The sequence below is a fragment of the Streptomyces sp. NPDC101393 genome (assembly GCF_044767385.1).
Taxonomy (GTDB): domain Bacteria; phylum Actinomycetota; class Actinomycetes; order Streptomycetales; family Streptomycetaceae; genus Streptomyces.
In genome coordinates this window covers 255,132-273,912 of the sequence record NZ_JBIWNU010000004.1, presented here as the reverse complement: position 1 = coordinate 273,912, position 18,781 = coordinate 255,132, and the positions used below count along the sequence as shown (strand labels likewise).

General features: G+C 71.7%; 17 protein-coding genes and 1 riboswitch. Of the genes, 12 read left to right on the top strand and 5 right to left on the bottom strand.

What is annotated here, in order from left to right:
• Positions 1–38: 38 nt before the first annotated feature.
• Together ACIRQ7_RS14695 and ACIRQ7_RS14690 are read right to left on the bottom strand one after the other, a co-directional pair.
• Positions 39–272 carry a ferredoxin gene (locus tag ACIRQ7_RS14695; RefSeq protein WP_404262592.1) on the bottom strand — a complete coding sequence of 78 codons (234 nt, stop codon included), beginning with the start codon at positions 270–272 and terminating at the stop codon, positions 39–41.
• Positions 272–1,723: an aldehyde dehydrogenase gene (locus ACIRQ7_RS14690; RefSeq protein ID WP_404262591.1), complete on the bottom strand. Its 1,452-nt coding sequence runs from the start codon at positions 1,721–1,723 to the stop codon at positions 272–274. The genes ACIRQ7_RS14695 and ACIRQ7_RS14690 overlap by 1 nt, the downstream gene beginning before the upstream one ends.
• Before the next feature lie 441 nt (positions 1,724–2,164).
• Between ACIRQ7_RS14690 and ACIRQ7_RS14685 the strand changes: the two genes are divergently transcribed.
• The 7 genes from ACIRQ7_RS14685 to ACIRQ7_RS14655 all read left to right on the top strand — a co-directional run bounded on the left by ACIRQ7_RS14685 (position 2,165) and on the right by ACIRQ7_RS14655 (position 10,588).
• Complete coding sequence (locus ACIRQ7_RS14685) at positions 2,165–3,262, top strand: MBL fold metallo-hydrolase (protein ID WP_404262589.1); 1,098 nt, start codon at positions 2,165–2,167, stop codon at positions 3,260–3,262.
• A 182-nt stretch (positions 3,263–3,444) separates the two neighbouring features.
• Positions 3,445–3,549, top strand: a riboswitch (cobalamin riboswitch).
• A gap of 197 nt (positions 3,550–3,746) precedes the next feature.
• Positions 3,747–5,123 carry a prenyltransferase/squalene oxidase repeat-containing protein gene (locus ACIRQ7_RS14680; protein ID WP_404262587.1) on the top strand — a complete coding sequence of 459 codons (1,377 nt, stop codon included), beginning with the start codon at positions 3,747–3,749 and terminating at the stop codon, positions 5,121–5,123.
• Positions 5,123–5,827, top strand: coding sequence for an SCO2322 family protein (locus ACIRQ7_RS14675; RefSeq protein WP_404262585.1), 705 nt, complete (start codon positions 5,123–5,125; stop codon positions 5,825–5,827). Before ACIRQ7_RS14680 ends, ACIRQ7_RS14675 begins: the two co-directional genes overlap by 1 nt.
• Entirely contained in the window at positions 5,800–7,134 is a 1,335-nt protein-coding gene (locus ACIRQ7_RS14670) for an energy-coupling factor transporter transmembrane component T (RefSeq protein ID WP_404262584.1), read from the top strand. The genes ACIRQ7_RS14675 and ACIRQ7_RS14670 overlap by 28 nt, the downstream gene beginning before the upstream one ends.
• Complete coding sequence (locus ACIRQ7_RS14665) at positions 7,131–8,852, top strand: ABC transporter ATP-binding protein (RefSeq protein WP_404262583.1); 1,722 nt, start codon at positions 7,131–7,133, stop codon at positions 8,850–8,852. Before ACIRQ7_RS14670 ends, ACIRQ7_RS14665 begins: the two co-directional genes overlap by 4 nt.
• On the top strand, positions 8,849–9,817 hold the full coding sequence (locus ACIRQ7_RS14660; RefSeq protein ID WP_404262581.1) for an ECF transporter S component: 969 nt from the start codon (positions 8,849–8,851) through the stop codon (positions 9,815–9,817). Before ACIRQ7_RS14665 ends, ACIRQ7_RS14660 begins: the two co-directional genes overlap by 4 nt.
• 126 nt (positions 9,818–9,943) lie before the next feature.
• A complete protein-coding gene (locus ACIRQ7_RS14655) occupies positions 9,944–10,588 on the top strand; it encodes a class I SAM-dependent methyltransferase (RefSeq protein ID WP_404262579.1) in 645 nt (214 codons plus the stop codon).
• Here ACIRQ7_RS14655 and ACIRQ7_RS14650 read toward each other — a convergent pair.
• Entirely contained in the window at positions 10,572–11,741 is a 1,170-nt protein-coding gene (locus ACIRQ7_RS14650) for a steroid 3-ketoacyl-CoA thiolase (RefSeq protein ID WP_404262578.1), read from the bottom strand. The genes ACIRQ7_RS14655 and ACIRQ7_RS14650 overlap by 17 nt on opposite strands.
• Positions 11,742–12,181: 440 nt before the next feature.
• On the opposite strand from ACIRQ7_RS14650, the gene ACIRQ7_RS14645 reads away from it, so the two are divergent.
• The 5 genes from ACIRQ7_RS14645 to ACIRQ7_RS14625 all read left to right on the top strand — a co-directional run bounded on the left by ACIRQ7_RS14645 (position 12,182) and on the right by ACIRQ7_RS14625 (position 16,567).
• Positions 12,182–13,414, top strand: a complete 1,233-nt coding sequence (locus ACIRQ7_RS14645; protein ID WP_404262576.1) for a cytochrome P450 — start codon at positions 12,182–12,184, stop codon at positions 13,412–13,414.
• A 168-nt stretch (positions 13,415–13,582) separates the two neighbouring features.
• Entirely contained in the window at positions 13,583–14,362 is a 780-nt protein-coding gene (locus ACIRQ7_RS14640) for a MerR family transcriptional regulator (RefSeq protein WP_404262574.1), read from the top strand.
• A gap of 297 nt (positions 14,363–14,659) precedes the next feature.
• Positions 14,660–15,280 (top strand): DUF6230 family protein, encoded by a 621-nt coding sequence (locus ACIRQ7_RS14635; RefSeq protein WP_404262573.1) that lies wholly within the window; start codon positions 14,660–14,662, stop codon positions 15,278–15,280.
• Positions 15,271–15,732: a DUF6114 domain-containing protein gene (locus ACIRQ7_RS14630; RefSeq protein ID WP_404262571.1), complete on the top strand. Its 462-nt coding sequence runs from the start codon at positions 15,271–15,273 to the stop codon at positions 15,730–15,732. The genes ACIRQ7_RS14635 and ACIRQ7_RS14630 overlap by 10 nt, the downstream gene beginning before the upstream one ends.
• 148 nt (positions 15,733–15,880) lie before the next feature.
• The gene (locus tag ACIRQ7_RS14625; RefSeq protein WP_404262570.1) at positions 15,881–16,567 is read left to right on the top strand and encodes a hypothetical protein; all 687 of its coding nucleotides are present in this window, start codon (positions 15,881–15,883) and stop codon (positions 16,565–16,567) included.
• Between the two features lie 68 nt (positions 16,568–16,635).
• On the opposite strand, the gene ACIRQ7_RS14620 is transcribed toward ACIRQ7_RS14625, so the two are convergent.
• A complete protein-coding gene (locus tag ACIRQ7_RS14620; RefSeq protein WP_404262568.1) occupies positions 16,636–16,965 on the bottom strand; it encodes a hypothetical protein in 330 nt (109 codons plus the stop codon).
• Positions 16,966–17,069: 104 nt separating this feature from the next.
• Positions 17,070–18,728 carry a cytochrome c oxidase subunit I gene (ctaD, locus tag ACIRQ7_RS14615; RefSeq protein WP_404262566.1) on the bottom strand — a complete coding sequence of 553 codons (1,659 nt, stop codon included), beginning with the start codon at positions 18,726–18,728 and terminating at the stop codon, positions 17,070–17,072.
• Positions 18,729–18,781 lie beyond the last annotated feature (53 nt).

The window sequence follows — 18,781 nt, the reverse complement described above, 5'->3', positions numbered from 1 at the left end:
GCCCCTCGCCCCGCCCGCCCCCAGCCCGGCGCCCCGCCTCACTCGTCCGGTGGGAAGACCGGCTCGCCGGTGTCGGCGACGGTGAGGGTGATCGCCTCCACGGGGCACCCTTCGGCCGCCGCCAGGACGCTCTCGGCGGCGTCCGCCTCCGTCGCCACCGGGTGGGACTGCCGGGCCGTGTCCAGCCGGAAGCCGTCCGGCGCCGCGGCGGCGCACAACCCGGACCCGATGCACACGCTCCGGTCCACCTCCACCCGCCAGCGGTCCCCCATCAGGAACCCGCCGGCAGGTGGATCATCTTGTGCTCCAGGTATTCACCGAAGCCCTCGGGGCCGAACTCCCGGCCGATGCCGGAGTTCTTGTAGCCGCCGAACGGGCCGAGCATGTCGATGCTGAAGGTGTTCACCGAGTACGTCCCGGTGCGCACCCGCCGCGCGATGTCGACGCCGTGGTCGACGTCGGCCGTCCATACCGAGCCGGACAGCCCGTACTCGGAGTCGTTGGCGATCCGTACCGCCTCCGCCTCGTCCTCGTACGGCAGCAGGCAGATGACCGGGCCGAAGATCTCCTCGCGGGCGATCCGCATGGAGTTGGCGACGTCGCCGAAGAGGGTCGGCTCGACGTACCAGCCCGTGGGCTGACCGTCAGGGGTTCCGCCGCCGGTGAGGATCTTGGCGCCCTCCTGGCGGCCGAGCGCGATGTAGTCGAGCGAGCGCTGCCGCTGGCGCCGCGCGACCAGCGGGCCCAGCTCGGTGGCCGGGTCCAGCGGGTCACCCACCTTGAGCGCGCCCGCCGCCGCGGCGAACCGTTCGGCGATCTCGTCGTAGTGGCTGCGCGGCGCGAGGATCCGGGTCTGGGCCACACACGCCTGACCGTTGATCATCCAGGCGAACGGAACGATGCCGGCCACCGCCGCGTCCAGATCCGCGTCCGGCAGGATCAGCGCGGCCGACTTGCCGCCCAGCTCCAGCGTGACCCGGCTGAGGTTGCGCGCGGCGACCTCCATGACCCGCTTGCCGGCCGCCACCGAGCCGGTGAACGACACCTTGTCCACGCCCGGGTGACCGACCAGGTATTCGCTGACCTCGCGGTCGGCGGGCAGGATCGACAGCACCCCGGGCGGCAGCCCCGCCTCGGTCGCGATCTCGGCGAGCAGGTACGCGTCCAGCGGGGTCTCCGGCGACACCTTCAGCACCACCGAGCAGCCGGCCAGCAGCGCCGGGGCGAGCTTGGCGGCGGCGGTGAACTGCGGGACGTTCCACGGCACGACGGCCGCGACCACCCCGGCCGGCTCCCGGCGTACCAGCAGCGGACCCAGGATCCCGTCGCGCCGTTCCTCGAACGGGAAGTCGCGGGCGACCGCGAGGGCCGCGTCCCACACCAGCATCGCGGCCAGCGACTGCACCATGACGCCGGAGGTGAAGGGTGTGCCGTTCTCCGAGCTGATGACCCGGGCGATCTCCTCGCTGCGCACCGCGAAGGCGTCCTTGATGCGGGTCACGACGGCGATCCGGTCCTTCAGCGGGGCGTTCGCCCAGACCCCGGAGCCGAACGAGGTGCGGGCCGCGGTCACCGCGCGGTCGACGTCGGCGCGCGAGGCGTGCGGGACGCGGCCGATGACCTGTTCGGTGTGCGGCGAGACGACCTCGATCGTGTCGCTGCCGGCCGGATCGACCAGCTCACCGCCTATGTAGAGCTTTCCGTGCTCGACGAGGTCGCTCATCGCTGCCGCCTCCTGTGGGTTGGCCGCCCGTCGGCCGCAATCGGTCACCGACGCTGCAACTGCGCTGTACCGGTGCCACAACTGACGCTGCATCAGAATTCGTGGCGCATCAGGAACTGATACCAGTTCCAGTGGGAGGAGTCCACGGCGCGGGCCGAATCCCGGCACCGGTGAACCGCTGCCCCCCCCCGGTGGGCGATCACGGTGCCGAGCGACCGCCTGCACACGCGGCCGGCTGCTCGACGCGGCAGCATGGGGTGACAGCCGCTGCCGCGGACCCGGCGACGCGCTCCGCGCCGGGGTGGCGCCACAACTCCGCGGAGCGACCGGTCACTTCAGGCCGTAGTGAAACCAGTTCTAGTTATAGTGATGGGTGCACGCGCCGTCGGAAGGGCGCATGCCGCACGGGGAGGTTGCATGCCACGCCGAGAGGGGACCGGGATGACGCAAGTGACCGATCACAAGGGCGGGGTGTGGAGCATCGCCGTCCCCATCCCGGACAATCCGCTCGGCCACACCCTCGTCCACCTCCTGGAGACCGACCGCGGGCCGGTGCTGATCGACACCGGCTGGGACGACCCGGACTCCTGGGACACCCTCGTCGCCGGCGTCGCGGCCTGCGGCTTCGCCCTCACCGACATCCATGGCGTACTGATCACGCACCACCACCCCGACCACCACGGACTCTCCGCCGCCGTGCGGGAGGCCTCCGGCGCCTGGATCGCGATGCACGCCGCGGACACGGACGTCGTACGGCGCACCCGCCAGGCGCAACCGGGCCGCTGGCTCGACTTCGTGGCCGCCAGACTCACCGCGGCAGGCGCACCGGAGGAGCACCTGGCGCCGCTGCTCGCGCGCCGCGCCAAAGGCGGCGGCCGCTCCCTGCCCGGTCGGCCGCCCGCACTGCCGGACCGCGAGATCAGCCCCGGCGAGCTGCTGGACCTGCCGGGGCGCCGGCTGCGCGCCATCTGGACTCCGGGGCACACGCCGGGGCATGTGTGTCTGCATCTGGAGGAGGAGCATCCGGGGATGCGCGCGGAGGGCCGTGCGGAGGACCGTGCGGAGGAGCCGCCGGGGGCGGTGGGCGGGCGGCCGCCGGGGTATGGCCGGCTCTTCTCCGGTGACCATCTGCTTCCCGGGATCACCCCGCACGTCGGGCTGTACGAGGACCCGGACGACGCCACGGTCACCGACCCGCTCGGCGACTACCTCGACTCCCTGGAGCGGATCGGCCGGCTCGCCCCCGCCGAGGTGCTGCCGGCCCATCAGCATGCGTTCACGGACGCGGCCGGACGCGTACGCGAGCTCATCGCTCACCACGAAGAGCGGCTGTCCGGACTGAGAGCACTGCTCCACGAACCGCTCACCCCCTGGCAGCTGGCCGTGTCCATGGAGTGGAACCGCCCCTGGGAGCAGATCCCCTACGGCTCCCGCACCATCGCCGTCTCCGAGGCCGAGGCCCATCTGCGCCGCCTGGTCAAACTCGGCCACGCCGAGCAGGTGCCCGGCTCCGACCCCGCGACCTACCAGGCGGTGTGAGGGGCGGGCCGAGCGCGCGCGAGGGGTGTGGCGGGGCGGACGACCGCCACCGGCACCCCGGGCCGGGCGCGGGCACGCCCCACCCCGTGCGCGCACCGAACCCACTCCTTCCCGTACGTGCGAGCGAGTACCGTCCGGCCGCCGGTTAGGGTGTGCGGGACAACTTCATCCGTGCCCGATCGGGGGAAGCCGGTGCAAATCCGGCGCTGACCCGCAACCGTCAGGACGGCCCGTCCGCGTACCACCGGCACCTCGCGGTACGCACGGCCGTACGAGCCGGAGTACCCGATCGGACGCGACCAAGGCTCCCGCCACCGGAAACGTCCGTCCCTCAGGGGCGGCCGGTGCGCGGCACCGTCGAGGTATACGGAGCTGAGCCCGGTGCCACCACGCCCGACCGGACCACCGGCGCGCGCGGCCGGCCGAGCGCGGCTGCGTGCCACCGCGGCGAACCGACCCGAGAGGCACCGACCCGATGGCCCCCATGGCTTCCATGGCTCCGCAGGCTCCCCTTGCGCGCCACGCCGCCGTCCTGGCGCGCCGTGCCGGCACGGCGCTGGCCGTCGCCGCCCTGCTGGGCGCGGCCGCTGCCCCCGCCGCGTTCGCCGACTCCCCCGCCGCCCCGGCCCCGGCCCCGTCGCCGAAGAAGCTGCCGGACGCGCTGTACGGCACGAAGGACCCGCAGTACGACGGGGTGTGGCGGCAGTCGCTCGCGCTGCTCGCGCAGCACACGGTGGGCGTACGGCCCGCGACGCCGGCCGTCAGCTGGCTGGCGGGGCAGCAGTGCGCCGACGGCGCGTTCACCGCGTTCCGGGCGGACCCGGGCACGGCCTGTGGCGCCAAGACGCTGCGGGACACCAACCAGACGGCCGCCGCCGTGCAGGCGCTCGCCGCGCTCGGCGGGCACAGCGACGTCGTGAAGAAGGCCGTGAGCTGGCTGAAGTCCGTGCAGAACGACGACGGCGGCTGGAGCTCGATGCCCGGCTCGGACAGCGACGCCAACTCCACCTCGCTCGCCATCGCCGCACTCGCGGCGGGCGGCGAGAAGCCGGAGAGCGTGCAGTCCAAGAAGGGAAAGAGCCCGTTCCAGGGGCTGCTGACCTTCCAGCTGGGCTGCGCCGCGGCGAAGGACGGCGATCAGCAGGCAGCGGCGAAGCCGGACGAGCGGGGCGCCTTCACCTTCCAGCTCAAGGGCGCGGCGCCGAACACCGACGCCACCGCCGCCGCGGCGACCGGCGCCCTCGGCGACGGCTTCGTCGTCGAACCCGCCGGCAAGGACGCCAAGAAGCCGGTACGGCCTCTGAACTGCAAGGACGGTAAGGACGGCACGGAGGGCGGCGACAGCGGGAAGCGGACGGCCGATGACGCCGAGCGGGCGGCGGACGCCGCGTCCGCGTACCTCGTCGACCGGCTCGACGAGAACGGTCAGCATCTGCGGTCCGCCATGCCGGGCGCCGAGAAGCAGCCCGACGTCGGTAACACCGCCGACGCCGTCGTCGCGCTGGCCGCCGGATCGCACGGCGCCGCCGCCCAGCAGCCCCTGAAGTGGCTGCAGAAGAACTCCGCGGACTGGGCGAAGGACGGCGGCCCCGCCGCCTACGCCCAGCTGGTGTTCGCCGCCCACGCCACCGGCACCGACCCGCGCAACTTCGGCGGCACGGACCTGGTGGCCGCGCTCAACGCCACCGGCCCCGAACCGGCCGGCAGCTCCGCTCCGTCCGCCGCCCCGGGGAAGGACGCCAAGGACTCCGAGGACAGCGACGGCACGATCAACGTGTGGTGGGTCATCGGTATCGGCCTCGCCATCGGCGCGGGCGCCGGCTTCCTGCTGAGCGGCCGCCGGAAGAAGAGCCGGCTCTGATGCGGCGCACCCTGCCCCCGCGCACCCGGATCGCGGCCGCGATGCTGCTGGCCTGCACCGTCACCGGTCTGGCCGCCTCCCCCGCCCAGGCGCAGGAGTACCGCTACTGGTCGTTCTGGGACGGCAAGGACGGCTCCTGGGCGTACGCCGCCGCGGGGCCGTCCTCCGTCCGGCCGGCCGACGGTGCCGTCGAGGGCTTCCGCTTCGCGGTCAGCGCCGACTCCGCGGCCGCCGGCAAGCCGCGTACCCCCGCCGACTTCGACGCGATCTGCCACGGCACTCCCGCCAAGGGCGGCACCAAGCGCGTCGGTGTCGTCGTCGACTTCGGCACGGCCGCGGACGCGCCGGACGGCGAGACGCCGCCGAAGCCCCGGGCGGAATGCGCCCGGGTGCCCGAGGACGCCACGGCGGGCGAGGCGCTGGCAGCGGTCGCCGAGCCGCTGCGCTACGACCCCGGTGCGTTGCTGTGCGCCATCGCGGGCTACCCGAAGTCGGGCTGCGCCGAACAGGTCGGCGGATCGGACGGATCGAGGACGCCCGGTCCGTCGGCGAAGGCATCGCCGGGGGCGGGCTCCTCCGCAGCCGGTGACGGCGGGTCCGGTGGCGCCGACGGGGGGCCGTCGGCCGGACTGCTCGGCGGCATCGCAGCCGTCGTCGTACTGGGCGCGGCCGCCGTATGGCAGGCGCGCCGACGCCGCGGATGAGCGTCCCCCTGGCCGCCCTGGCCCCCACAGCCACCCGTACCACCGCGCTGCACGCCGGCGCCTGGTGGCTGTGGGCGCTCGGCCTGGCGACCGCGGCCTCCCGCACCACCAACCCGCTGCTGCTCGGGCTGCTGGTCGGGGTGGCCGGATATGTCGTCGCGGCCCGCCGCACGGACGCGCCCTGGGCCCGCTCGTACGGCGCGTTCGTCAAGCTCGGACTGCTGGTGATGGGCATCCGGCTGGTCTTCGCCTTCGTCCTCGGCTCGCCGATCCCCGGCACGCACACCCTCGTCACGCTGCCCGAAGTGCCGCTGCCCGACTGGGCGAAGGGCGTGCGGATCGGCGGCCGGGTCACCGCCGAGGGCATGCTCTTCGCCCTTTACGACGGACTGAAACTGGCGACCCTGCTGATCTGTGTGGGTGCCGCCAACGCCCTCGCCAGCCCCGCCCGGCTCCTCAAATCGCTGCCCGGCGCGCTCTACGAAGCGGGCGTCGCGGTCGTCGTCGCGATGACCTTCGCACCGAATCTGGTCGCCGATGTCCAGCGGCTGCGCGCCGCCCGCCGGCTGCGCGGCCGCCCGGACCGCGGCGTCAAGTCGCTCCTCCAGGTCGGACTGCCCGTGCTGGAGGGGGCGCTGGAGCGTTCGGTGGCCCTCGCCGCCGCGATGGACGCCCGCGGCTACGGCCGTACCGCCCGCGTCCCGCGCGCCGTACGGCACACCACCTCCGTCCTCACCCTCGGCGGGCTGCTCGGCGTCTGCGCCGGCACCTACGGGCTGCTGGCCGACACCGGCGGCGGCTACGGTCTGCCGCTGCTGCTCGCCGGACTCGCCGCCGCGCTCGCGGGACTGTGGCTCGGCGGCCGACGCTCCGTACGCAGCCGCTACCGGCCCGAACGGTGGGGCGTCCGCGCCTGGTCGGTCTCCGGCTCCGGCATCGCCGTCGCCGCCCTGATGATCTGGGCGAACGACTACGCCCCCGCCGCGCTGCACCCGCCCGCCGTGCCCCTCACCACGCCCGTCCTCCCTCTCTGGCCGGCGCTGTCCCTGCTGCTCGGGCTGCTGCCGGCGTTCATCGCGCCGGAGCCGGTGAACGGGGGCCGGGCGCGTGCGCGTCAGGGTGCGTCCGGGCAGGGGGCCGGCCGAGGAACCGGCCGGGCATCCGGGCAGCCCTCTCGTCAGGCATCCGGGCAGGCGTCCGGCCAGGGCGCTGCTCAGGCAGCCGGGCGGCGGACCGCCGGGCGCGCCTCCCCGCCGGCCGGCCGTGGCCGCACCAATGACCCGCCCCAGAAGGAGGCCCCCCAGTGATCCGGTTCGAGCAGGTCTCCGTCACCTACGGCGACGCCACCGTGCCCGCCGTCCAGGGCGTCGACCTGACCGTTCCCGAAGGGGAACTGTGCCTCCTCGTCGGTCCGTCGGGCGTCGGCAAGTCGACCCTGCTGAACGCCGTCTGCGGGCTCGTCCCGCACTTCACCGGCGGCACCCTGCACGGCCGCGTCACCGTCGACGGCCGCGACACCCGCACCCACAAGCCCCGCGAACTCGCCGATGTCGTCGGCACCGTGGGGCAGGACCCGCTGGCGCATTTCGTCACCGACACCGTCGAGGACGAACTCGCCTACGGCATGGAGTCGCTCGGCCTCGCCCCCGATGTGATGCGCCGCCGCGTCGAGGAAACCCTGGACCTCCTGGGCCTGGCCGAGCTGCGCGACCGCGCCATCACCACCCTGTCCGGCGGCCAGATGCAGCGCGTCGCCATCGGCTCCGTCCTCACCACCCACCCCAAGGTCCTGGTCCTGGACGAACCGACCTCCGCGCTCGACCCGGCCGCCGCCGAGGAGGTCCTGTCGGTGCTGCAACGCCTCGTCCACGACCTCGGGACGACGGTGCTCCTGGCCGAACACCGCCTGGAACGGGTGGTGCAGTACGCGGACCAGGTGATCCTGCTGCCCGCGCCCGGCGCGGCACCGCTGATGGGCGCCCCGGCCGACATCATGGCCGTCTCCCCCGTCCACCCCCCGGTCGTCGCCCTCGGGCGCCTCGCCCACTGGTCCCCCCTCCCCCTCTCCGTACGCGACGCCCGCCGCAAGGCCGCACCCCTCCGCGACCGCCTGGCGGGGACCACGCCTCAGGCACCGGGGGCGGGATCGAGGGTGAGCCTGGAGACGGGTACGGGTACGGGTACGGGTTCGGACGTGGGCGGGCGTACGGGTACGGATTCGGCGGTCGCCGAAGGGCCTGCTGCTTTTGCCGGTGCCTCCGCCGCCACGTCGGCGGTCGTCTCGGCGCTCACCGTGCACCGGGGCCGTATCGATGCCCTGCACCGCGTGCACCTCGCCGTACACCCCGGCGAGGCCATCGCGCTCATGGGACGCAACGGCGCGGGCAAGTCCACCCTCCTGTCCACCCTCGTCGGGATGCACCAGCCGGCCGCGGGAACCGTCCGCGTCGGCGGCGCCACTCCGCACCGCACCAGCCCCCGCGAGCTCCTGCGGCACGTCGGGCTCGTGCCCCAGGAGCCCCGCGACCTGCTCTACGCGGACACCGTCGCCGCCGAGTGCGCGGCCGCCGACCAGGACGCGGACGCACCCGCCGGCAGCTGCCGGGCACTCGTCACCCGGCTGCTCCCCGACGTCCCGGACTCCGTCCACCCCCGCGACCTGTCCGAGGGCCAGCGCCTCGCCCTCGCCCTGGCCGTCGTCCTGACCGCCCGCCCGCCCCTGCTGCTCCTCGACGAGCCGACCCGCGGCCTGGACTACGCGGCCAAGGCCCGCCTGATCGAGGTGCTGCGCGCGCTGGCCGCCGAAGGGCACTCCATCATCCTGGCCACCCACGATGTGGAGCTGGCCGCCGAACTCGCCCACCGCGTCGTCATCCTCGCCGACGGCGAGGTCGTCGCCGACGGCCCCACGGACGAGGTCGTGGTCTCCTCCCCGTCCTTCGCCCCCCAGGTCTCCAAGGTCCTCGCCCCGCTGCCGTGGCTGACCGTGCCGCAGGTCGCCCGCGCGCTGGAGGCCACCGCATGACACAGGACCGGCCCGAGCCCCCGCAGGATTTCGCCGATCGGCGTGCCGCGCCCTCCGGGGGGCGGCAGGCCCGTGCCGTACGTCTCGGCCGGCGTTCCTTCGCCGCCCTGGTCCTCGTCTCGGGCATCGGCGTGATGGCCTTCGGATGGCCGCTGCTCGCCGACTCCGCCTCCGGGCTGGCGCATTCCAAGGACGCTCCGTGGCTGTTCGCCGCGCTGCTGCCGATGCTGCTCGCGGTGGTCGTCGCGACCATCGCCGATACCGGCCTGGACGCCAAGGCCATCGCCATGCTCGGGGTGCTGGCCGCTGCCGGGGCCGCCATGCGCCCGTTGGGCGCGGGCACCGCCGGTATCGAGCCGATGTTCTTCCTGATGGTGCTGTCGGGGCGAGTGCTCGGGCCCGGATTCGGCTTCGTACTGGGTTCCGTGGCGATGTTCGCGTCGGCGCTGCTCACCGGCGGTGTCGGACCGTGGATGCCGTTCCAGATGCTCACCATGGGCTGGGTATCGATGGGTGCCGGCCTGCTGCCGGGACCCGACCGGCTGCGCGGCCGCCGCGAACTGGCCGTGCTCGCCGTGTACGGCGCCCTCGCCGCCGTCCTCTACGGCCTGGTCATGAACCTCCAGGGCTGGCCCTACATCGGCAGCCTGGCCTCGGGCGTCTCCTTCGTTCCCGGTGATCCGCTCAACGAGAACCTCGCGCGCTATATCGCGTACTGCCTGGCCACCTCCCTCGGCTGGGACCTCCCCCGGGCCGTGGTCACCGTCGTCCTCACCCTCACCCTGGGCTCCACCGTCCTCAAGGCGCTGCGTCGCGCCACCCGCCGCGCCGCCTTCGACGTCCCGGTCTCCTTCGCCCGCCACCCCGCCTCCGGCACCCACGCCGCTCCCGAGGCTCCGGCGGCCTCCCGCGACAGCCGACGGCCGTCCGACGGGGGCGCCACGTCCCCTCCGGGCGGCAGCTGACCGAACGACCGCCGCCCGGACCGGGCAGACCCTCCGGTCCGGGACGGCCCGCACCCGGGCACCGACAGCAGCGCTGCATCCGGACAGCTCCGGTGGGATCCTGGACGGGAGACCCCGGAGGTCGCGATGGGCTTCTACTCCGAGCAGGTCGTGCCACGCCTCATCAACGTCGCCTGCGGCCTGAAGACCAACGAACCGCTGCGGCGCCGGGTCTGCGCGGGCCTTTCGGGCGACGTCATCGAGATCGGTTTCGGCTCGGGACACAACGTCCCCTTCTACCCGTCCACCGTCCGCTCCGTCACCGCGATCGAGCCTTCCGACCTGGGATGGAAACTCGCCGGCGAACGCGTCAGGGACGCCCGCGTCCCGGTGCGGCGGGCAGGCCTGGACGGCCAGTCACTGCCCTTCGAGGACGGCAGCTTCGACGCCGCCCTCTCCACCTGGACGCTGTGCACCATCCCCGACGCCGTCACCGCGCTGCGCGAGATCCGGCGGGTCCTCACACCCGCCGGCACCCTGCACTTCGTCGAGCACGGGCTGGCCCCGGAAGACGACGAGCAGGTACGCCGCCTGCAGCGCCGCCTCGAACCGCTGCAGAAGCGCCTCCTGGGCGGATGCCATCTCACCCGGCAGATCGTCGAGATGCTGACGACCGCGGGCTTCACGGTCACCGAACTCGACGTGTTCTACGAGGAGGGCGCCCCGAAGTGCGAAGGGGCCGCCTCCCTCGGCCTCGCCCGCCCCGCAGGGACGGCTACAGGCGTTGGATGATGGTCCCCGTGGCCAGGGCGCCGCCCGCGCACATGGTGATCAGGGCGAATTCCTTGTCCCTGCGTTCGAGTTCGTGGAGTGCGGTGGTGATCAGCCGGGCTCCGGTGGCGCCCACCGGGTGACCGAGGGCGATGGCGCCGCCGTTGACGTTCACCTTCTCCAGGTCCTGCTCGAAGACCTGCGCCCAGGAAAGGACGACCGAGGCGAAGGCCTCGTTGATCTCGACGAGGTCGATGTCCTTGAGGGACATACCGGCCTTGCCGAGGACGGCGCGGGTCGCGTCGATCGGCCCGTCCAGGTGGAAGTGCGGGTCGGAGCCGACCAGCGCCTGGGCGACGATGCGGGCCCGCGGTGTGAGTCTGAGGGCGCGCGCCATCCGCTTGGAGGCCCACATCACGGCGCTGGCGCCGTCGGAGATCTGTGAGGAGTTGCCTGCGGTGTGGACGGCGGTCGGCATCACGGGCTTGAGGCCGGCCAGCGCGTCCATGGTGGTGTCCCGCAAACCCTCGTCGCGGTCGACGAGCCGCCACATGCCCTGGCCCGCCGCCTGCTCCTCCTCCGTGGTGGGCACCTGGACGGCGAACGTCTCCCGTTTGAAGCGTTCCTCGGCCCAGGCAGCGGCGGCCCGCTCCTGTGAGGCGAGCCCGAGGGAGTCGACCCTCTCGCGGGTCAGGCCGCGTTTGCGGGCGATGCGTTCGGCCGCTTCGAACTGGTTGGGCAGGTCGACGTTCCACTCGTCGGGCCAGGGCTTGCCGGGGCCGTGCTTGGAGCCGCTGCCCAGTGGCACCCGGGACATCGCCTCGACCCCGCAGCCGATGCCGATGTCGATGACGCCGCCCGCGATCATGTTGGCGACCATGTGGTTCGCCTGCTGGGAGGACCCGCACTGGCAGTCCACGGTGGTGGCGGCGGTCTCGTACGGGAGGCCCATCGCGAGCCAGGCGTTACGGGCGGGGTTCATGGACTGCTCGCCGGCGTGGGTGACGGTGCCGCCGACGACCTGTTCGACGCAGTCGGGCTGAATGCCGGTGCGGGCGAGGAGTTCGCGGTACGTCTCGCCCAGGAGGTAGGCGGGGTGGAGGTTGGCGAGCGCGCCTCCGCGCTTGCCGATGGGGGTGCGTACGGCTTCGACGATGACGGGTTCCGCGGCCATGACTGACTCGTCCTCTCCTCACGTCCACGGGCGTCCCGGCACCCGCGGAAGAAGAACTAGTACGCGTTCTAGTTCCACAAACAGTCTTATGAGCCGCACCCCGCGGCGCAAGGGGCGTGCAGGACACTTGTCCGGCCCGCGACGACCCCCGGCGACCTCCAATTCCGGCCCCGGCAGGCCGGTTTCGGCCGACGCCGGACCGGCGCGGTTACCCCTCCCGCCCCCGTCACCCGCTTCCGCCGCGCCGCATCCATCCCGATCCGCGACCGGGCGCACCCTCCCTCCACCGGATGCCCTCTTGCCCGCAACGGGAAGCGCCACGACCCTTGCCACTTGTAGAACTCGTTACTACCTTCACGGCGACCAACATCTGATACATCGTCAGGATCGGGCCGGAACCGACCGGGCCGGATCAGATCGGATCGGACCAGGAGTCGCCGATGCCATGCCCCGCGTTGCCCGAAGGGTTCGACTTCACCGACCCCGACGTCTACCAGAACCGCGTCCCGCTCCCGGAATTCGCGCAGCTGCGGCAGACCGCGCCCGTGTGGTGGAACGCCCAGCCGCACGGCATCGCGGGTTTCGGCGACGACGGCTACTGGGCCGTCACCCGCCATGAGGACGTCAAGGAGGTGTCCACCAAGCCGGACATCTTCTCCGCCAACCTCAACACCTCGATCATCCGCTTCAACGAGTCGATGACCCGCGACCAGATCGACGTACAGAAGCTGATCATGCTGAACATGGACCCGCCCGAGCACACCCGGGTCCGCCAGATCGTGCAGCGCGGCTTCACCCCGCGCTCGATCCGTGCCCTGGAGGACGCGCTGCGCCACCGGGCCGCCAGGATCGTCGCCGAGGCACGGCAGAAGGGCACCGGGGACTTCGTCACCGACGTCGCGTGCGAACTCCCCCTCCAGGCGATCGCCGAGCTCATCGGCATCCCCCAGGACGACCGGTCCCGCATCTTCGACTGGTCGAACAAGATGATCGCCTACGACGACCCCGAACTGGCCATCACCGAAGAGGTCGGCACCAATGCGGCCATGGAGCTGATCTCGTACGCGATGAACCTCGCCGCGGCGCGCAAGGAGTGCCCGGCCAAGGACATCGTCAGCCAGCTGGTGGCGGCGGAGGACGAGGGGAACCTCGGCTCGGACGAATTCGGCTTCTTCGTCCTGCTGTTGGCGGTGGCCGGGAACGAGACGACGCGTAATGCGATCACGCACGGGATGCATGCCTTCCTGACCCACCCCGAGCAGTGGGAGCTCTACAAGCGGGAGCGGCCGGACACGGCGGCGGAGGAGATCGTGCGCTGGGCGACGCCGGTGGTCTCGTTCCAGCGGACCGCCACCCAGGACACCGAACTGGGCGGCGCACGCATCAAGAAGGGCCAGCGCGTCGGCATCTTCTATTCCTCGGCCAACAACGACCCGGAGGTCTTCGACCACCCCGAGGCGTTCGACATCACCCGTGACCCCAATCCCCATCTCGGTTTCGGCGGCGGCGGGCCGCACTTCTGCCTCGGCAAGTCCCTCGCGGTCCTGGAGATCAACCTGATCTTCCACGCCATTGCCGACGCCATGCCGGACATCTCCCTGGTGGGTGCCCCTCGCCGGCTCCGCTCCGCCTGGCTCAACGGCGTCAAGGAGCTCCAGGTGCAGTACCGCTGAAGCGGCGGCTCCGCGGGTGAGCGGGGGCCGGTGCCCCGTCGGCCGGCGCGCCGTCAGCCGGTGAGGCCGGCGCCCCTGCCGTGTCCGCGGCGCTCCTTCGGGGGCGCCGCGGACGGCCGCCGTACGGACGGACGAGGGGACTTCACGAACACGCCCTAGGATTCCCGGGTGAATGACGTGCCCGAAGGTCAGCAGGAGTACCGCGTAACGGAATTGGCGCGGGCGGCCGGCGTCAAGGTGCGGAATCTGCGGTACTACCAGGAGCGCGGGCTGCTGCCGCGCCCGCGCCGCGAGGGCCGGGTCACCTGGTATTCGCAGGAGCACCTCGCCCGGCTGCGGCTCATTTCCGGCCTGCTGGACCGCGGCTACGCCGTTAACGGCATCGCGGAGCTGCTCGCGGCCTGGGAGCAGGGCAGCGGGGTCGCCGAACTCCTCGGTCTGGAGCGGGCGATGACCCGCGAATGGTCCCGCGAGGAGCCCGTGAAGCTCACCGTGGACGAGCTGGCGGCGATGTTCGGCCATGAGGCGACCGAGCCCAATCTCCGGCGGGCCGTGGCGCTCGGCTACCTCACGCTCGACGGTGACACCGTCACCCACCTCAGCCGGCGGCTGCTGGACGGGACGCTTGCGCTGGTCAAGGAGGGTGTTCCGCTGTCGGTGGTGCTGGACGCCGGCGAGTTCGCGCAGTCCCGGGCGACCGAGCTGGCGGACCGGTTCGTGGAGGTCATCCGTACGCATGTGATCGGTGCCGGGGGCGCGGATCATCGCTCCCCCGCCGAACTGCGGCGCATCGCGGAGGCGGTGGAGGCGTTGCGTCCGGTGGCCGGTGACGTGGTGGACGCGGAGTTCGCGCGGGCGATGGAGCGCCGGGTCAGGGCCGAGCTGGGGCAGATCCTGCGGCACGAGGAGGGCTCCGGGAGCGGGGCGCAGGGCTCCGCTTCGCAGTAGTCCGAAACCGGTCGCTCCCTCAACCTTGCCAGCGGTCATTGGCAGACTTACATTCAACTCGCCAGTAACACTCGGCAGTTCTCCACTTTCGCGCACAGCAGCACATTCCCGTACAGCTGACCCTGCGGAGCGCACAGCTCGACGTGCGCGGCGCACAGCGTGCGGCGCTCAGTTCTCCGCACTTCCGCACGCAGTACTCCGCAGGACAGCGGAGCTGCGTGTCCCCCCATGTTCCCCCCACACGTTTCGACAGCGCGATCCACCGCGATCCACCGCTCCTCGAAGGGGACCCACGTCATGAAGGACGCACACGGCAGACATGTCACGGGACGCATCAGCTGGCGGAAGTTCGCCGTGCTGTCCGTCCCGGCCCTCGCCGGCACCGCCGCCCTGGGAATCGCCCTGGCCAACGGGGCGCTGGCGGCTTCGTTCGCCGTTTCCGGTCAGCAGTTCAAGGTGTCCGCCGACAGCCTCAAGGGCGACGGATTCGCCCAGTACGGCAGTGTGGACGCGAACGCGCGGGGAGATCTCCTGCCGGTCGCCGTCACCGCCATCAAGACCGCCGAACTGAACAACCTGTGCCAGTCGGTCGTCACCCACCTGCCCGTTCTCGGAGATATCTCTCTCAACCTCAGCGCCGGTGGCGGCGGGAAGCCCGTCGAGGCGGAGAACCTCTTCGTCGACGCCACCCAGCTCTCCGGCAACGCGGCCTTCCACAACATCGAGATCGGCCGGGACGCCTCCACCCTGGACAAGGGCCCGGCCAGCGCCCAGGGCCTGCAGGATCTCTTCGCCCAGCAGGCCGACGACGTCAGCATCAACAAGCTCCGGCAGACGGCGTGGGCGACCAACGCGGGCACCTTCAAGCTCTCCGGTCTCAGCATGAAGGTCTCCAAGGGCAAGAAGGAATGCTTCTGATCTGGCAGCGCTGGCGAGGCTGGCGCAAGGGCCGGCCCTTCTGGGGCGGTCTGGCGGCCGTCATCGCCGGCGCGGAAATCTGCGCCATCCCCCTGGCACCGCTGAAGATCATGCTGCAGCAGGGCATCGCCGGAATCCCGTCCGTGCTGATGGGGGCGGTGATGATCCTGATGGGCCTCTCGGCGTGGTGCGCACCGCACTACCGGGGACTGGCCGGCGTCCTCACCGTCCTGTGTGCGGCGGCGGCGCTGGTGATGTCCAATCTCGGCGGGTTTCTGATCGGCACGGTCCTGGGGATCCTCGGCGGCGCGATGATCTTCGCGTGGCAGCCGATCCCGGCCGGGGACCCTGTCCCTGACCCTGCACCGGAGCAGGAAGCGGCGCAGGAGCAGGAGCCGGCCGATGAGCCGGCGGATGGGCCGGGACCGGTCCCGCGGCCGGTCCAGCCGTAGTACCCCGGCCGCGTACGTGCGCCCGTACCCGCTCCACGCGGGGCGGGCGCCACACCCGCACCCCCACACCGCACCACCGCACCACCGCACCCTGCACGCACGCTCCACCGCACCTCCGGCACTCCCACCCCTCTCTAGGAGACCCGAGATGACGTACCCCACACCCCGCACGCGTGCCCTGCTCGCCGTCGGCACCGGAATCGTCGCGACCGTCGGACTGTCGTTCGCCGTGCCGGGTTCGGCGGCGGCGCAGCCCGCCCCGGCGCCGGCCACCGCCGCCGCGGCGTCCACGACCGTCAGCCCCGCCGGGCACGGCTTCACCGCCACGCTCAGCGGCAAGGCGACCTTCAAGGCCGGTTCCGTGACCGTCACCTGCACCACCTCGACGTCGTCGGGGCAGGTCCCGGCGGCGCCCGGCAACCAGAATGCGGCAGGCCCGGTGAGCAGCGTCATCTCACCTGCCACCTACGGCTCCTGCACCACGAGCATGCCGGGCGTCAGCGCGACGGTCACCACGACCGGCGACTGGGGCGTGGCCATGCAGAACGGCGCGCCGGTGACGGCCGGGCTGACCATCCCCACCGCAGGCTTCGTCCTGAAGACCAGCGGTCTGGCGAGCTGCACGGTGACCGCGGCGCCCACGGGAGCGGCGACGGTGAACGGCACCTGGACCAACGGGGCGCCGTCCACGCTCGCCTTCTCCAACGCCTCGGTGCCGGTGACGGTCGTGGGCGGTTTCGGCTGTCCGACCACGGCGACCAGCTCGACGTTCAACGCGACGTACCGCGTCGCCGACACCACCGATGCCGGGTCGCAGATCACCGTGACCGGCTGACCCACCGGCCCCCGGCCGACCGGCCGTGATCAGGGCATGAGCCGTCGGTCCCGGCGGGCGCTTCGCACTCAGCGTCCGCCGAGACCGAGGGACATCACGGTCACCAGCACCGTGACGGCGACCATGGCGCTGCCGCACGCGGTGATCAGCCGGCGGCGCAACGCCCGGTAGACGCCGTCGTATTCGGCGCGCAGGCTCGTGCTGCGTACCGCGACGCGTTCCAGATAGGCCCGCGAGGTGGCGTGCTGGTCCTGGCAGTAACGGCGTTCCACCTCCTGCCGCTGGGTGTCGGTGAGCCATGGCAGTCCGTCGCAGAAGGCCGCCGCCCGGGTGCGGGTGCGGTCCCTTTCGGCCTCCCAGAGCAGATATCCCTCGATCTCGTTGATCGCCTCGTCCATCCGCGTCCTCCCGATGGCCCGGGTCCGTTCGCCGGCTCGGGGCCGTTCACCGGCCCGCGGTTCTCCGCCCGTCCGCGTTTCTTCACCCATGTGCGTTCCCTCGCTCATATCCGTGCCGTGGAGCCGGTTTTGGGGGCGCCGCCGGCCTCGGTCGCGGCATCGCCGCTCGCCTCGATCCCGTGGGCGATCTCGGGGTGGTGCAGGTCGAACGCCGGGGATTCGGAACGGATACGGGGCAGCGTACGGAAGTTGTGCCGCGGCGGCGGGCAGGATGTCGCCCATTCCAGCGAACGGCCGTATCCCCAGGGGTCGTCGGCAGGGACCCGTTCCCCGTACTTCGCGGTCTTCCAGACGTTGTAGAGGAACGGCAGGAGGGAGAGGCCGAGCAGGAAGGAGAAGACGGTCGAGAGGGTGTTCAAAGTGGTGAATCCGTCCGCGGCCAGATAATCGGGGATACGGCGCAGCATGCCGTTCGCGCCGAGCCAGTGCTGGACGAGGAAAGTGCCGTGGAATCCGATGAACAGCGTCCAGAACGTGATTTTCCCGAGCTTCTCGTCGAGCATTTTTCCGGTGAACTTCGGCCACCAGAAGTGGAATCCGGAGAACATCGCGAAGACGACCGTGCCGAAGATGACGTAGTGGAAGTGCGCCACGACGAAATAGGTGTCCGAGACGTGGAAGTCCATCGGCGGTGACGCGAGGATGACGCCGGTCAGGCCGCCGAAGGCGAAGGTGATCAGGAAGCCCACGGCCCACAGCATCGGTGTTTCGAAGGACAGTGAGCCCTTCCACATCGTGCCGATCCAGTTGAAGAACTTCACGCCTGTCGGCACCGCGATCAGAAACGTCATGAAGGAGAAGAACGGCAGCAGGACCCCGCCCGTCACATACATGTGGTGTGCCCAGACGGTGACCGAGAGACCGGCGATCGAGATGGTCGCGGCGATCAGGCCGACGTAGCCGAACATCGGCTTCCGGGAGAAGACCGGAATGACCTCGGAAATGATGCCGAAGAACGGCAGCGCGATGATGTAGACCTCCGGGTGCCCGAAGAACCAGAAAAGGTGCTGCCAGAGCAGCGCGCCGCCGTTGGCCGCGTCGAAGACATGCGCGCCGAATTGGCGGTCGGCCTCCAGGGCGAACAGCGCGGCGGCCAGGACCGGGAAGGCCAGCAGGACCAGGACACCGGTCAGCAGGACGTTCCAGGTGAAGATCGGCATCCGGAACATCGTCATGCCGGGTGCCCGCATGCAGATGATGGTGGTGAGGAAATTGACCGAGCCGAGAATCGTGCCGAATCCGGAGAACGCCAGACCCATGATCCACATATCTCCGCCGATCCCGGGGGAATGGACGGCGTCGGACAGCGGCGCATAGGCGAACCAGCCGAAGTCCGCCGCCCCTTGCGGGGTGAGGAATCCGCCCACCGCTATCAGGGATCCGAAGAGGTAGAGCCAGTAGGCGAACATGTTCAGGCGGGGGAAGGCGACATCGGGTGCGCCGATCTGCAGCGGCATGATCCAGTTCGCGAATCCGGCGAACAGCGGCGTCGCGAACATCAGCAGCATGATCGTGCCGTGCATCGTGAACGCCTGGTTGAACTGCTCGTTCGACATGATCTGGTGGCCGGGGCGGGCAAGTTCGGCACGCATCAGGAGCGCCAGCACGCCGCCGACGCAGAAGAACGCGAACGACGTGACCAGATACAGGGTGCCGATGGTCTTGTGGTCGGTGGTCGTGAGCCACTTCACGGGAAACCTCATGACCCGTAGGTGTCCGGGTGCCCGGAAGGATTCACCGGCGGCAGGTGTGAAGA